This is a genomic window from Gelidimonas diazotrophica, assembly GCF_055694025.1.
The window spans coordinates 3,514,668-3,529,776 of sequence record NZ_CM146349.1 but is presented as its reverse complement, the minus strand read 5'-3'; the positions used below and the strand labels follow the sequence as shown (position 1 = coordinate 3,529,776).

The window sequence follows — 15,109 nt, the reverse complement described above, 5'->3', positions numbered from 1 at the left end:
AAACCCATGAGGTCCTGAGCCTGTAGCCCGGCCACCGTACCGCCGGTCACTTGCCGCGGCCGCCATGCCCCGAGCCACCAGACCTGCCCGAGCCGCCCGAGCCGCCGGAGCTACCTGAGCCGCCGGAGCTACCGGAGCCGCCCGAGTCTCCAGAACTACCGGAGCTACCTGACCTACCAGAACTGCCAGAAGAGCCAGAACTGCCAGAAGAGCCAGAAGAGCCTGAATTATCCGACGCCCCTGAACTGCCTGAAGGACCGGAATGATCGGACGACTCGGAGCCGTCCGACGCGCCTTTGCCCAGATGCGATCCCGATCTGCTGCGACCGTCCGATCCTGAACGGTCGTTGCGAAATTCAAGGCGTTCCACCGTCACGCGCTGGTCGGTGCCGACCCGGCCGCTAACCTGAACGTGCTGGTTGATGGTGAGTTGTGCCGCGCTGCCCCCCACGATCTGCAGGTCGGGGCTCAGGGTCAGCGGTCCGAGGCCGAGGTTGAGTTCGCGCCCGCCCAGCGCATGGACGTAGCCCTCGATCACGACCCGGCCCACTGGCCCTAAGCCATCCCGCGTGGGCTCGACTTGTATGTGCTGCGCCTGCAGGGTAGTGCCGTCCCATGCCCCGCTCACCAAGACTTCCCGGCCCAGCGCAAGTTCTGCGGGTAGTGGCGGCGCGTGGAGCCGGATGCGGGTGCCGTACACCGTGAAGGTGTCGGCGTCGATCTGGCTCACGGTGCCATTCAGCTGCACCTGCGTCTGCGGGGGTATCGGTTCGATGCGCGAGGCGGCGATATCGCCCTGCACCAGGCGGTGCCCGCTGACCCGGACCCAATCCCCCGTCTTCAGCCCGGAAAGTTCGCCCGGGTCATCAGCCCAGGCGGTCTGGCCCAGAATCCGGAACTCGCCGGTTTTGGCGTTAAGCGCGTCCATTGGCCCGACCGCGGCATGGATCAAAACAATGTTGCGCGCCGAAACCTCCGCACCGACGCCTGCGGCCCGTACTGCGACCACCTGCCCCACCGCCAACTGCCGCGCCGAGCTCGGCTGCCCGTTGTCCGACACCGGCGTGCTGGCGTCGAAATACACTTCAACCCCGTTGACGCAAATGCTGGCAAAGCCAGTGATGATGCCGACGATGCCGGTGCCGCCAATGCCGCCTTCGCTGACGCCGGTGCCGCCAAGTCCGGGCCGCCCGGCCACCACGCCCGTGCCGCCGATTCCTCCGGTGCCGTCCCTGGCTAACGCCGCACCCTTGGATGGGTTGGCCAACTCGGTCACTGTTGCTCCGGTGCCGCCCACGCCACCCACGCCCGATGACGCGAACGCCGCCGGATTGATCGGTGAGGCTTGGGTAGCGCATAGGTTCTGTGCCTGCGCGTGAAGGCCCAGCGCCATATACAGCAACAGATGCAGCAACAGGCTGCCGGCCGCGCGGGCTATAGGAATATTGATCAACCGGATCATGCAGACTCTCCTGCGGGCGTCGTCCCGGCCCGGTCCGGGAGCGCGCCGGAGCCGGCATCGCTGGGTTCGGAATAAAAATAGATGCCAAAGGTCATGCGCTGGCGCGGCGTGGCGTCGTCTGCGTCCTTTTGCTCGGCGGCTAGCGCGCTCTTATTGAGGGCTAGCAATGCCTTCATGCCGAACTCTTCGGACTGCCTGGACAGCAACTGGATCGAGCCGGAACTGAGCGCGTCGTAATGCACGCTGCGCTCCAGAAACGGCGGCTGGCCGCCCATCAGGTTATGGGCGGCTGCAGCGGCATGGTCGTGCAGGTTGTGGCCTAGATAGAAGGCTTTTTCATCGAAGCCCTCGGCCGGCACAAAGGCATCGGCTTTGAGGCACACGCGGCGTTCCTCGTCAAAGTGCACCACGCCCAGACGTAGCCACTCGTCCAGCACCACGCGCGAGCGGATGTCGCTATTGACGCTGGTGACCAGGCCCTCGAACGACAGTTCGCCGCCTTCACTGACAAAACGCGGCAGCGGCCTGGGACTGCCGTCGTCATTGTGGTAGCGGGGCGATCCCAGCCACACCGCCACCAGCTGCGCACCCAGCGAAACCACCGACGGCACGGTCTCGGCGCTCGAATGCAGATTCTGCCGCAGGCGACTCACGTCCTTGCGGTGCACGCCCGTGACCAAGCTGACCCGGCTGTCGGTCGACGGCTTGGCGTCGATGCGGAATTCCTTGTCGGCCACCTCGACAAACAGGGTTTTGAGCAGTTCTGTGAGGTAGGGGAAAGTCACGCCACGCGCTAGCATCAGCCCGACCAGCGGCCGCAAAACCCGTCGCACGGCCAGCACCAATGCTGGCGACGGCGTGGCAGTGTGCGTGTCTGGGTTTTGCATTAGTGAAATCCTGGTAATTTATGAATTTGACTTTAGCACAAAACGTGGGAAATATTTACACATTCTCCTTGCTGGGGAAATATTTCCCACATATACTGCAATCAAACGTGGGAAATAGTTACACGTTTTAGACGCACCACACGGAGTGATAACTTTTTAACCTTTAGGAGAAATGTCATGTTGAACTTCAGAAAAACCTCGCTAGCCTTGATCGCCGCCCTCGTTGTTAGCATGGTGGCTACGCCCGTATTGGCCCGCGGCGGTAGTGGCGGTGGTAGTGGTGGCAGTGGCGGCGGTAACGGCGGTAGCGGTAGTGGTAGTGGCAGAGGCAGTAGCGGTGGTGGCGACAGCGGTCGATCGGGTAGCAGTGGTGACAGCGGCCGCAGTTCTAATGACGGGGCGGGTCACGCCCGTGGTCAAGGCGCGCATGATGCAGCCGGACACGTGAGTGGCGCCGATGACGGGGCGGGCCATACCCGCCGTGGCCAAGGTGCGGATGATGCTGCCGGACACGTGAGTGGTGCCGATGACGGGGCGGACCATACCCGCCATGGTCAAGGCGCGGATGACGCTGCCGGGCATGTGAGTGGGGCCGATGACGCAGTGCGCTAACAGGCTTGGCGGCTCTCAGCCGCCAAGCCTCCGATGCACCGGGGTGGATGTAACGCCCTTGGCTTCAGCCCCGCTACGCAGTCATCTGGTAATACGTTGCCTGGCCAGCCGAGGGTGTAAATAGTTTATGTAATCGGCCAGCCAGGTACCGGCCGTTCTTGCTGCCACTTCGTGTGCCGGCTCGCGCCATGGTTCCATTAGCGCTGCCCGTTCCCAGCCCCTCGTTCCCTAATTCGCTCAGACGCGCAATGTCTTACTGCAAGTCCGCTGCCGACTGATCAACTTGCAGCCGCACCCCGCAATTCATGGTGCATGCGGTGCGCAGCGCAGTGAATCCGGCCTGCATCTCGGCTCTGGCGCAGCGCGTAGGACAGCGCGGAGCACCTTACTCAGCCAGCGCGTACTGGATTTGGCCGGCTGGCGCGATTCGATCGTTAGTGCGCTGTCGCCGCAGGCTTCCAGCAACAGCACGCCGGCGTGCGGGAAGGACAGGCCGGCTCCGGGCAGCAGCCAGTAATCGTGGCTATCGTTGCTGCGGGTGATCCACAGTTTGCCTTGCCGGTTGGTCAGGCAGTCTCCCGCCGCCAGCCGCAGCTTGGTGACTGCACCGGCGCGCATTTCCAGTCGTTGTATGGAGAATCTGCTTATCATGTCGTCGTGGCGATCCATCATCGTGCTCCTTGGGTGTGATGCCATTTTCCGCTGGCATAATGTCATAGTAGTGCGTGATGCTGACGATTTCCAGTGATACCTTTTCGCCAACCTGATAATAAAATTATCGTATGAATGTTGCAGAAGCCTTACCGAGAATGCCCGCGTTGTCAGCCCTGCGTGCGTTCGAAAGCGCCGCGCGGCACAACAGTTTCAGCCGCGCCGCCCTGGAACTGCACCTGACCCACGGCGCGGTTGGCCATCAGGTGCGGGCGCTGGAAGCGTCGCTGGGAGTGCAACTATTTACCCGCGTCGGCCGCGGCCTGGCGCTGACGCCGGAAGGGCGGATGCTGGCCGAACGGGTGCGCGCGGCCTGGCTCGATATCGCCACCGCGGCGCAAGACATCAGCCGTCGCGCCAATGCCGGCCAATTGACGATCAGTGTGCTGCCATCTTTTGCGGCGCGCTGGCTGGTGCCGCGCCTGGGACGCTTCATCGAACAGAATCCCGACATTCAACTGGTGGTTCAGACCGCCAGCCATCTGGTCGATTTCTCGCGCGAAGCGGTCGATGTCGGTTTGCGCATGGGCAACGGGAACTGGCCGGACCTGTGGTGCGAACGCTTGTTCGGAGATATTTATTTCCCAGTTTGCGCGCCCGCTTTCAACCAGGGTCATTTACCTGAAAAACCCAGCGAATTGCCGAGCCTGCACTTGCTCAATTCGACCGGAGAGCCCTGGATGCCGTGGTTCGTGGCGGCGGGAGTGGATGCGGCCGAACCGCGCGGCGTCACTTACAGCGATTCGCACTCGCTATTGCAGGCCGCCAAGGAGGGGCAGGGGATTGCGCTGGCGCGTCAAACCATGGTGGCCGACGACTTGCAGCGGGGTGCGCTGGTGCGGCTGTTTTCGCTCAGCATACCGAGCCCGGTCGAGTATTACCTGGTGTGCCCGCCGGCGCTGGCGCAAACCGGTAAAGTCCAGCGCTTCCGGGCCTGGCTATGGGAGGAAATCAAGGCACAGGAGCCGGTCTGATGTACGGTCGGCGGATGTTGGGCTTCGCAGCGCTCGGCACCCACTACGGGGCTGCTGTTCGTAGCATGCGTTCGTAAAATTCGATAACTATTCTGAATAAATGATGTTGCGCAAGGTGCATGCAAGACATGAAAAACATTGTCCACGAAAGACACGAAAGGCACGAAAAAAGGGGGGAATGGAGTGCGCAGGAACAGCTTCAAAAATTCAAGCGAGGGTTCGGCGAACTTCCTATAGTGGCCGATGTATATTTCATACGCGCAATAAATATATGCGGAAAATATCATAAAAATTACGATACTCCTTATTTTTTGAAATTCTTTGTGTCGTGTGTCGTGTGTCCTGTTCGTGTCTTTCGTAGACAAGTGCGTGACATCGGTGAATACCTAAGGAGGCGCTTCAAACTGTCACGCAGGTTTGGGGCCGCGTGTAGTTTTAGCCTTGTCGTCCGCTTGCACCACCTTTTCCACGCCGCGAATGCCATGCAGGTCCGTGTCGACCAGCCCGTCGGCCAAATCTTTGGCGGCTTGCTTCATGCTTTCGCGCGGCGTGGTGGGTTGCGCGTCAGGCGCTTCGTCGCGCTCGTGCGGCAGCCGCGTTACACCGTCGTTCTTGATCGAGGCAGCGGTGTTGACCGTGTGGTCCCCGGTTTCGTTAGCCATGAACTGTCACCTTTTCGTCCAATCCAGCGATCAGCAGCGCCGGCATCGGCGCTGCTGATCGCCGCCGATGCCAGCGCTTTCAGGGGCCTGGAGCCAACCTTTAGCCAACCTTCAGCGGTCGCGTGTTCCACTCCGGACTACTTGCTGCCAGAACCACCAGAACCTGATTGCTTGCCACCGGAACTACTGCTATCTTTTTTGTGGCTTTGATGGCCCGCGTCAGCGTGCTGCTCGTGTGCGCCGCCCGGCGACTTGGAAGAACCGCTGCCGGAGCCTGGGCTCTTTTTGTCGGAGCTGCTACTTCGTTTATGGTCTTGACCGCTTTTTTGGTTCGAGTTCATGTTAATTCCTTAGTGAAAAATTAAAAAATTAAAAAATAACCCGCCGAAGACAGATTCATCAATGACGATAACACTCCAAATCTTCGCCTCCGCGCCTCCTTTAATGGCTGACAGTGTTTGTATAGGATAGGCAAAGTCAGTTGTTTATCCATCCTTCGATGAATTTGTTTGATGAAAGTCAAAGAATCATCTAAAAATATGTTTAGAAAGTTTCAGTGAGGACTTAAGTTGTCGCTCGGTCTCAGGCTGCCAGATGCCGCGCCTGCCTTTGCGGCGCAACGTGTTCAGCGCTATTGGCCACCTTTTTTTGCTGGGACGCCTTGGATTTGATGTGCAGCTGGTTGGCCTGTCCGGCGTAATCGCTGGCCAGCACCTGGTCTGCAACGGCCGCCTCGATGCCCTGGGTTTGCAGCCACTCTGACACCAGCGCGGCCAGCCGTTCCAGCGCGATGCGGTGGGTGGCGTCGGTCTTGGCGTAGATCCAGTCTGATAACGCCATGAAGCGGGCAAACGGGCTTTGTTCCAGGATCAGCGGCAGCGTGTGGGCGAAGCGGCCGGAATTGGCGACCAAGTCCCAGTAACGGGCAAAGCGCACCAGCCGTTGCATGGTGGCAAAGTCGACCTGGTCGGTGGCCAGGATGGTGTAGGGCGGCTGGGCGTCGAACACCAATTTGAAGGTTTCGGTATGGCGGATGATCGGCGTGCCGCGCAGGCGTTTCAGGATGCCGAACTGAATTTCGTGCGGTTTGAGCGCATACAACTTATCGAAGCCGGTAGCGAAGCTGGCCATGTCTTCGCCCGGCAGGCCGGCGATCAAATCGACGTGCATGTGGGCGTGCGAATGTTCGACCAGCCAGCGGATGTTGTCGGCGGCTTTCTGGTTGTCCTGGCGGCGGCTGACCAGCGTTTGCACTTCGGGGTTGAAGCTTTGGATGCCGATCTCGAACTGCAGCGCGCCGGGCGGAAATTGCACGATGCCGGCTTTCAGCGCATCCGGCAAATGATCCGGCACCAGTTCGAAGTGGGCGAACACCGGGTCGAGCGGATCGGCTGCGATTTTGTCGAGGAAGAACTGCATGATCCTCAGGCTGGTCTTGATGTTCAGATTGAAGGTGCGATCGACGAACTTGAATAGCCGCGCGCCGCGCGCATGCAGCGCTTCCAGCTCGCCCAGAAAGCGGTCGAGGTCGAACGGCCACGCGGTCTTGTCCAGCGAGGACAGACAGAATTCGCACTTGAACGGACAGCCGCGCGACGCTTCCACGTACAGGATGCGGTGCTTGATGTCCTGCTCCGAATACAGCGCATACGGCAGCGTAATTTCATCCAGCGGCGGTTGCAGCCCGGCGTGGATTTTCATGATCGGTTTTGGTCCGGCCAGAATGCCGCGGCACAGTTTGGCAAAGCTGACGTCGCCCCAGCCGGTGATCAGATAATCGGCCGCCTGCACGATCGCCTGCTGCTGCGACTCGTGCGAGACTTCCGGTCCGCCCAGCACGATCACGATCTGCGGCGCCACCTGCTTGAGCATCGCCACCACCTTGGTGGTTTCCTCGACATTCCAGATGTACACGCCGAAACCGATGATGCGCGGATTCTGCGCCAGCAGCTTCTCGACGATATCGGTGGTCTTGGCGCCGATGATGAATTCTTGCAGCCGGGTTTGCTGCTGCAAATCGCCCATGTTGGCAAGCAGGTAGCGCAAGCCCAGTGAGGCGTGTGCGTAACGGGCGTTTAGCGTGGACAGAATGATGGTCATTGCGGGTGGCGTCTTCGGTTAAAAGGACATTTTACGCGTGCTGTAATGCGTTTTCGCAAGCGATGCTGATTGATGTGTTGCCGAATTGCAAGTCTCTAGTCATGCTGAGTGCAACCGGCGCATGCCGCGTGGGCGCCGGTTGCAGTGTACTGACTGTTTAATTGTAGTGAATCAAGCAATCGAATCAAGCAATCGTTAATCACAATACTTATAACGTAGTTTGGGAGGATGACATGATGAATCAAACAATGCAGCGCAAGGCAATGACAATCGCAGTCGCGGCAGCAGTGGTGTCGCTGGCAGCCTGTGGCGGCGACCGGGCAGAGGATTTGAATGCCAAGCCGGTATATCTGGGTGCGGTGTCTGTCATTACTTATGACGGCGCCAGCGATGATTTGCTGACTGGCGGGCTAGGCAAAACCGGCCTCGGCGCGGTGTCGCCGACGGCGGCCAATCCGCTGCAGCCAAGCGCGGCCGAGTTGCGCAAAATAGCGATCTGGAACAATTACCGCGCGGTGCTGGATATCTCCGCCAATGGCGGCTACGGCCGCCTGTACGGCCCCAACATCGACATTGCCGGCAAAGACACGCTGGGCGAAGGCAAGATTGCCGGCACCGAACACATTGCCTACTCGGATGACGGCAGCGGCAGCCAGAACGTGACCATGATGGTGCAGCTGCCGGCCTCGTTTAATCCGGCCAGCCCCTGCATCATCACCGGCGCTTCGAGCGGCTCGCGCGGCGTGTATGGCGCTATCGGTTCCTCCGGCGAATGGGGCTTGAAGCACGGTTGCGCGGTGGCGTATACCGACAAGGGCACCGGCAATGGCATCCATGATCTGCAAAACAATACGGTCAATCTGCAAAACGGCGTGCGCGCCGACGCCACGGCGGCCGGCAAGAATTCGAACTTTAGCGCCAAGCTGACGCCGGCGGAACTGGCGGCCTTCAATGCTGCAACGCCGAACCGGTTTGCCGTCAAGCATGCGCACTCGCAACAAAATCCGGAAAAAGACTGGGGCCAGTGGACTTTGCAATCGGTTGAGTTCGCGTATTACGTGTTGAACCAGAAATACGGCGAGTTGGCCAGGGATGGCGTCACGCACCTGGCCAAATTCAAACCGGGCAACACTATCGTCATCGCGTCCAGCATCTCGAATGGCGCCGGCGCTGCGCTGGCGGCGGCCGAACAGGATACCAAGGGCTTGATCAGCGGCGTCGCAGTGAGCGAGCCGCACGTCCAATTGCTGGCGGATAACCGTCTGACGGTCAAGCGCGGCGCCACCAGCATGGTTGGCACCGGCAAGCCGCTGTATGACTATTTCAGCCTTGCCAATCTGCTGCAACCGTGCGCCGCATTGTCGACCACCAGCAGCGTGTTCAATACCGTCAATGCGACACTGGCGGCGAACCGCTGCACCGCGCTGCAGGCGAACGGCCTGATCAGCGGCAGCAACACCGCCGAGTTGGCTGCGAATGCGATGGCGGCATTGGTCACCGCCGGCTGGCAGCCGGAAAGCCGGGATTTGCAGGCGGCGATGTATGCATTTGCCACCCCTGCAATCGCGATGACGTACATCGGTAACTATTCAGCGGGCAAGGCAATTAAGAGCGAAATGGTACGATTTTGTAGGAGCGCACCCGGGCGCGATTAACGGCTGCAGTCTGGCGACTGCTTTCGCGCCCTGGTGCGCTCCTACAAAAAACTTGCTTCAGTTTGGGCTTCTCCCATGGTGGGTTGAATAATTACCAACATCGATAATTTAAGTGGGGTATATGAAAAAACACATGCTTTACCGCATAGCTTTTGCTCGCTATGTAAAAATACATTGCCGTGTATTTTTAATGGAGTAAAACTCAATATTCCAGGCTCAGGGTGATCGAACCGTAGCGGGGCGCTTTGCTCTGGGTCTGGTATTCCTTGCTGCGCATGTAATACGCATAGGTCACCTTGCCGCCTGGCCAGTGCCAGGCCAGCCCGGCCGATACATCGCCTACCAGATTTTTCTTGGCCACACTATGGCTGTCGCCAAAAGTATTGCCGTCGAGAAAAATATCCCGCGCCACTGCGCGCGCATCCAGCGCGACGAACACGTGTAGCGCGTTGTCGGCCAACCGGCGCGATGCTGCGCCTTCGGCCAGCGGCGCATTGCTGTCGCTGGCGGGGCGGATCGGCGCGGTGCCGAAATCGTCCGGCAACCGGCTGCCGGCGCGCAGTTCCAGCCCGGCGTTGGCGTAGGTGGCGACGTTGCCCAGGCTGACGCCGTAATGGCTGATCGCATCGAATTTCGGGCCAGACTTATTGGCGCTGATCCAGATCTTGTTTTTGCGCTCGGCCACGATCTGCAGCCCCAGTTCATTGTGCAACTGATTGCCCCAGCCGTTGAAGCGCTCGATGCCGCGCAGGCTGTGGATGAAATCCTGCGATTGCTCGGCCAGCGAGGCCGGGCCGATCATGCCGAGGTTGACTTCGACGGTATCCATCTGACGCGCATTGCGGGCGTTGTAGCCCAATCCCAGATACAGCCAGCCGGCGTACGGGCGATCATCGGCGACGATGCCGGTGGCTTTTTTGTTGCGTGGCGTGTACATCGCCTGGCCGGCGGTAACCACCATGTTGCGCGAAGCGTATTGGCCCGGATGGACCGATTCAAACGCCCGGTTCAGCGCCCGCACCCAGCTCGGCAGGCACGGGTCGTTAATATAGTCTTTCAGGTTGGCCGACACCCATGACACCTTGACGCCACTGGTGTAATTGTTGTCGGAGCCGGCAACCAAGTCGTTTTCCAGGTAAAAATTGATGATTTCCGGGTGTTGCGCCAGTGCTGCCACGTCCGGCGTCGGGCTGCCGCATACCTGCTCCATCAGGGTTTCGTTGCTGATCTGAGCCAGGCCGGGCACTGCGGTCAGCGCCAGCGCCAGCGCCAGCGCACTGGCACAGCGCAAGCGGCAAAAGGTGAAATGGGACATAACGCGCATGATCTGATCGCCGGAAGGTAAATGCTTCAAGCCCGCATGATAACGGTTAACTGATGTTGCACACTGTCCACGCCAGCCACGAACCGCCGTCACAACACCATGCGCTTGGTAAAAATAGGGTGTATCAACATTTTCATGGCATTCGCCGCATATGTTTATTGGTGCTTTTAAATATACTTAAATTAGTATGGAAATACGTCCGGATCTCATTCCAGCCTGGACAGCGGTTTCTGCGCATCCCTGTACGCACCCCGTTGCCGCCTTTTTTCGTGCCTTGCAGGTCTTTCGTGGACAATGCGCTACCATCCGCAGCAGCGGCAAGGCTTTGCCGAATGCAGCATTGTCCTGTGTCTGTTGTTCCACATTTACGAAAGAATGCTCTGATGAAACTGTATTTATCCCCTGGCGCCTGTTCCCTTTCTCCCCATATCGTGCTGTGCGAAGCCGGCCTTGCGTTCGAGACTGAAAAGGTCAGCTTGAGCAAGAAAACTACTGCCAGCGGGCAAGATTACAAGGCCGTCAATCCGAAGGGTTCGGTGCCGGCGCTGCAACTGGACAACGGCCAGATCCTCACCGAAGGCCCGGCCGTGGTGCAATACATCGCCGACCTGGTGCCGGAAAAACAGCTGGCGCCGGCAGCCGGCAGCATGGCGCGCTACCGCCTGATGGAATGGCTGAATTTCATTGCGAGCGAACTGCACAAGGGTTTCAGCCCGCTGTTCAACCCCGAGGTGCCGGAGCAGAGCAAGCAAATGGCGCGCGACGCGCTGGCAGTACGCTTCGGCATCGTGGCGCGGCAGCTGGAAAGCGCCGATTATCTGCTGGGCGCGCAATTCACGGTGGCCGATGCTTATCTGTTTACGGTGCTGAACTGGGCCGGCATGCTGCAACTCGACATGGCCCGCTGGCCGGCTATTGCGGCCTACCAGGCGCGCGTCGCGGCGCGTCCGGCGGTGCGTGCTGCGATGCTGGCCGAAGGCTTGATTCAGGATTAATAGGTTAATTGCGCCATACAGACTTCTAAACTGAAGCGGTTTTTTGTAGGTGCGAATTTATTCGCACTGTTAACTATCTTAACTATCCCAAGCGAACTAATGCGAATAAATTCGCACCTACAGAACCGCACTGTTTGCGTACCTCCTACACAATAACAACAACCAGGAAAGCCCCGCCATGAACCAGTCACAACGGATGCCGGCACTCTTTATCGGCCACGGCAGCCCGATGAATGCGCTGCAGGACAATCAGTTCACCCAAAGCTGGCAGCGGCTGGGGCAACAGATCCCGCGCCCGAAGGCGATATTGGCGATATCGGCCCACTGGACCACGTCCGGCAGCGCGGTGACGGCGATGGCGACGCCGCCGACGATTCACGATTTCGGCGGTTTCCCGCAGGCATTATTCGATATCACATACCCGGCTGCCGGCGACCCGGCGCTGGCGGCGCGGGTGCGCGCGTTGCTGGCGCCGACGCCGGTCCAGATGGATCAGTCCTGGGGTCTGGATCACGGCAGCTGGTCGGTGTTGTGCAAGATGTATCCGGCGGCGGACGTGCCGGTGGTGCAGCTCAGCCTCGACCTGACGCAGGATGCGGCGTTCCACCTCGATCTGGGCCGTCGCCTGGCGGCGTTGCGCGACGAAGGCGTCTTGATCATCGGCAGCGGCAATCTGGTGCACAACTTGCGCACCATAACCTGGGATGGCACCACGCCGGCCTTCGACTGGGCGCAACGTTTCAACCGCAGCATGCACGATTGCCTGCTGGCCGATGATCGCGTGCAACTGTGCGCCGCCATGACAGCAAATTCGGATGCCCGGCTGGCCGTGCCGACGCCGGAACATTTTTTGCCCTTGCTGTACATCGTCGGCAGCAAGCAGCCGGATGAAACCATCACGCTATTTAACGATCAGATCGAACTGGGCTCGATCGGCATGCTGTCGGTGGGGTTCGGACTGCCCGCGCAGAGCGTGAATCTTTAACCGGTTTTGGCCAGATTTCACCAGCCAGGCACTACACTATTGGCCTGCGCGACTTTACCGACTTTTCTGACTTAAAGACTCCCTATGTTGCATCTGACCACTTGGTTGCGCGGCCCCGGCCCCGGCCGCGTATTGCTGTTGTTATTGCTGCTGTGTACTTTGGGCGGCGTTGCTGGTGGCTCCGGCGTTGCGCTGGCCGCCACCGCCATCCTTCCAGCCGCGCCTGCTGCCACGCCGGCGGCGGCAGCTGCGCCGCCGCCGGTGAAGCCGATCGCGGTGCCGAATATTGCCGCCGCCGCAGAAACTGCCGATGCGCTGTTGCGCGATATCGTCGCAGGCCTGGCGCCGGTGCCGAAGGTGGCCGCAATCGGCCCCGAGTTGAGAGCATTCGGGCGCGATTTCGAGGCTACCGGGAAAGAGACCACGCTGGCGCTGGGAGCGATTTACTCGCAGGAGCAGTTGCGCGAACTCGATACGCGCTGGCTCTCGCTGCTGGCCCGGCTGGGCCGCTGGGAAGAGATACTCACCGGCCGCGCCGTCCTGCTCGAAGGCAATCTGGCACAGCTGGAGGCCCTGCAAAAAACTTGGCAGACCACGGGTAAAGTTGCGCGTGAAACCGGCGCCCCCGACGCGGTCCAGGAGCGGTCGAATACGGTGCTGTCCGAGGCCGCTCGGGTGCAGCAGCTGGTGGACAAGGCGCGGGGCGAGATCCTGACGCTGCAAGCCCAGGTCAGCCGCTTCGAAACCCGCGCGGCCGAGCAGCGCGGACAGCTCAAGCGGGCCACCGATGCCGCGCTGGAGAGTTTGCTGTTGCGCGACAGCGTGCCGATCTGGAGCGCTGACAGCAGCGCCGACGGCGAGTTCGACCGTCTGCAAAAATTCAAGAGTGCGATACAAGCCAATCAGGTGACGATTGCGCAATACCTGGTGGCGAGCCATAAGAGCGTCGTTTTCCTGCTGCTGCTGGCGGCGCTGTTTCTGGTCGCGCTGTGGCGCATCCGGACCCAGATGCGGCTGCGCACCGAGGCCGATCCGGAACTGGCCGGCACCGCCTGGGTGTTCGAACATCCGGGCGCGATTGCGATGCTGTTATTTACCATCGTCAGCCCCTCGGTGCTGGTGTATGCGCCGCGCGAATTCAATCTGTTGCTGCTGACGCTGGCGCTGCCGCCGACGATCGTGATCCTGCGGCGTCTGATCCACCACAACCTGGCCTCTTTCCTGTATGCGCTGCTGGTGCTGTACGTGGTCAACCGGCTGCGCGAAATATTCGGCGCGGCGCTGCTGGGGGAGCGGCTGCTGTTCGAACTGCAGCTGGCCGGCACGCTGCTGTTCCTGTTCTGGTTCCTGCGGCCGCGCCGTCTGTCCCGGCTGCCGGCCGCAGTCACCGGCGATAAGGATTACAAGTGGTCGCTGTTTATCGCGCGCGCCGCCACGCTGGTATTTGCAGTCGCACTGACGGCCGACGTGCTGGGCTATTCGCAGCTCGGACATTTCCTGAATGCGGCGATGCTGACTACCTTGTATTCCGGCGTGATCCTGTATGCGGCGTTGCGGGCGCTGGTCAGTCTGTCCACGCTGGCGCTGTATACCTGGCCGCTGCGTTCGCTGGCCATGGTGCGGCACTACAAACACTTGCTGGAACGCCAGCTGCATCGTGCTGCACACTGGCTGGTGCTGGGCTGGTGGGTCTTGACGACGCTCGATATCTTTGTCTTGCGCAAGCCGCTTTTCGACTTCGTTGTCAGCATTCTCACCACCAAGAGCGCGATCGGTGCGCTGCATATCTCGCTGGGCGACGTGCTGGCGTTTGGCGGCACTATCTGGGCCGCATTCCTGCTCTCGCGGCTGGTGCGCTTCGTGCTCGAAGAGGACGTCTTCCCGCGCATTGCGCTGGCCCGCGGCATCCCGTATGCACTGTCGATGGTGTTGAATTACGTGTTGCTGATGGCCGGCTTCATTCTGGCCATCGTCGCCACCGGCGTCGATCTGGACCGTTTCACGATCCTGATCAGCGCGTTCGGCGTCGGCGCCGGTTTCGGCTTGCAGGGCCTGGTCAAAGATTTCATGTCCGGCCTGGTGCTGCTGTTCGAGCGTCCGATCAAGGTGGGCGACGCCATCGAGACCGGCCAGCGCTCCGGCGAGATCAAAAGTATCGGCATTCGCGCCAGTATTTTGCGCACCTGGGATGGCTCCGAAGTGGTGGTGCCGAATGCCGCCCTGACCTCGAACGATGTGGTCAACTGGACCCTGTCGGACCGCCAGTGCCGGATCGAAATTCCAATCGGCATCGCCTATGGCAGCGATCCGGAACAGGTGTTGGCGTTGCTGATTGGGGTGGCCACCGCGCATCCGGAAGTGCTCGATGCACCGGCGCCGGACGCCTACTTCCAGGGGTTTGGCACCGATTCCCTGAATTTCAAGTTGCGCTGCTGGAGCGGACAATATGAGCGCTTTCTGCCGATTCGCAGCGAATTATGCGTGGCCATCAGCAAGGCCCTGGCAGAAGCACGGATTGAAATGCCATTCCAGCAGCGCGATTTGCATTTGCGCAGCGTCGACGATGGCGTGTTCACGCAGTTGCGCAGCACGCTGCAAAACGAGCCGCCAGCGTAATCTGCCCGTAGGGGCGGGTTCCAAACCCGCCCTTTCGCCGTCAAAATGCGAGGGCGGGTTTGGAACCCGCCCCTACGAGAGTATGCGAATTTTCATGGCATGTAGCGCATGATATTCATGCGCACC

The 15,109-nt window shown here is 60.3% G+C and carries 12 protein-coding genes and 1 pseudogene; 6 read left to right on the top strand and 7 right to left on the bottom strand.

Annotation, left to right across the window (positions count from 1 at the left end; genetic code table 11):
* Positions 1-46: 46 nt before the first annotated feature.
* Together KGFNPO_RS16390 and KGFNPO_RS16385 are read right to left on the bottom strand one after the other, a co-directional pair.
* The gene (locus tag KGFNPO_RS16390) at positions 47-1,462 is read right to left on the bottom strand and encodes a DUF5666 domain-containing protein (protein WP_472632293.1); all 1,416 of its coding nucleotides are present in this window, start codon (positions 1,460-1,462) and stop codon (positions 47-49) included.
* Positions 1,459-2,349, bottom strand: coding sequence for a DUF6502 family protein (locus KGFNPO_RS16385; protein WP_472632292.1), 891 nt, complete (start codon positions 2,347-2,349; stop codon positions 1,459-1,461). The genes KGFNPO_RS16390 and KGFNPO_RS16385 overlap by 4 nt, the downstream gene beginning before the upstream one ends.
* Before the next feature lie 177 nt (positions 2,350-2,526).
* Between KGFNPO_RS16385 and KGFNPO_RS16380 the strand changes: the two genes are divergently transcribed.
* Positions 2,527-2,961 (top strand): hypothetical protein, encoded by a 435-nt coding sequence (locus tag KGFNPO_RS16380; protein WP_472632291.1) that lies wholly within the window; start codon positions 2,527-2,529, stop codon positions 2,959-2,961.
* Between the two features lie 303 nt (positions 2,962-3,264).
* Here KGFNPO_RS16380 and KGFNPO_RS16375 read toward each other — a convergent pair whose 3' ends face one another.
* Complete coding sequence (locus KGFNPO_RS16375) at positions 3,265-3,630, bottom strand: DUF2917 domain-containing protein (RefSeq protein ID WP_472632290.1); 366 nt, start codon at positions 3,628-3,630, stop codon at positions 3,265-3,267.
* Positions 3,631-3,743: 113 nt separating this feature from the next.
* On the opposite strand from KGFNPO_RS16375, the gene gcvA reads away from it, so the two are divergent.
* A complete protein-coding gene (gcvA, locus tag KGFNPO_RS16370) occupies positions 3,744-4,646 on the top strand; it encodes a transcriptional regulator GcvA (RefSeq protein ID WP_472632289.1) in 903 nt (300 codons plus the stop codon).
* A 407-nt stretch (positions 4,647-5,053) separates the two neighbouring features.
* Here the strand turns inward: gcvA and KGFNPO_RS16365 are convergent, their stop codons facing one another.
* The 3 genes from KGFNPO_RS16365 to KGFNPO_RS16355 form a co-directional block, all read right to left on the bottom strand.
* Entirely contained in the window at positions 5,054-5,308 is a 255-nt protein-coding gene (locus tag KGFNPO_RS16365) for a hypothetical protein (RefSeq protein WP_472632288.1), read from the bottom strand.
* A 137-nt stretch (positions 5,309-5,445) separates the two neighbouring features.
* Positions 5,446-5,649 (bottom strand): hypothetical protein, encoded by a 204-nt coding sequence (locus KGFNPO_RS16360; protein WP_472632287.1) that lies wholly within the window; start codon positions 5,647-5,649, stop codon positions 5,446-5,448.
* A gap of 241 nt (positions 5,650-5,890) precedes the next feature.
* The gene (locus KGFNPO_RS16355) at positions 5,891-7,408 is read right to left on the bottom strand and encodes a B12-binding domain-containing radical SAM protein (protein WP_472632286.1); all 1,518 of its coding nucleotides are present in this window, start codon (positions 7,406-7,408) and stop codon (positions 5,891-5,893) included.
* Positions 7,409-7,644: 236 nt separating this feature from the next.
* On the opposite strand from KGFNPO_RS16355, the pseudogene KGFNPO_RS16350 reads away from it, so the two are divergent.
* A pseudogene (locus KGFNPO_RS16350) lies at positions 7,645-8,997 on the top strand (3-hydroxybutyrate oligomer hydrolase family protein); the annotation flags it as partial.
* 268 nt (positions 8,998-9,265) lie between these two features.
* Here KGFNPO_RS16350 and KGFNPO_RS16345 read toward each other — a convergent pair.
* Positions 9,266-10,378 (bottom strand): lipid A deacylase LpxR family protein, encoded by a 1,113-nt coding sequence (locus tag KGFNPO_RS16345; RefSeq protein ID WP_472632285.1) that lies wholly within the window; start codon positions 10,376-10,378, stop codon positions 9,266-9,268.
* Positions 10,379-10,770: 392 nt separating this feature from the next.
* On the opposite strand from KGFNPO_RS16345, the gene gstA reads away from it, so the two are divergent.
* From gstA to KGFNPO_RS16330, 3 genes are all read left to right on the top strand, one after another.
* Entirely contained in the window at positions 10,771-11,382 is a 612-nt protein-coding gene (gene gstA, locus KGFNPO_RS16340; RefSeq protein WP_472632284.1) for a glutathione transferase GstA, read from the top strand.
* A gap of 178 nt (positions 11,383-11,560) precedes the next feature.
* Positions 11,561-12,367 (top strand): 4,5-DOPA-extradiol-dioxygenase, encoded by an 807-nt coding sequence (ygiD, locus tag KGFNPO_RS16335; RefSeq protein ID WP_472632283.1) that lies wholly within the window; start codon positions 11,561-11,563, stop codon positions 12,365-12,367.
* Positions 12,368-12,451: 84 nt separating this feature from the next.
* Complete coding sequence (locus KGFNPO_RS16330; RefSeq protein WP_472632282.1) at positions 12,452-14,983, top strand: mechanosensitive ion channel family protein; 2,532 nt, start codon at positions 12,452-12,454, stop codon at positions 14,981-14,983.
* Positions 14,984-15,109: the final 126 nt, after the last annotated feature.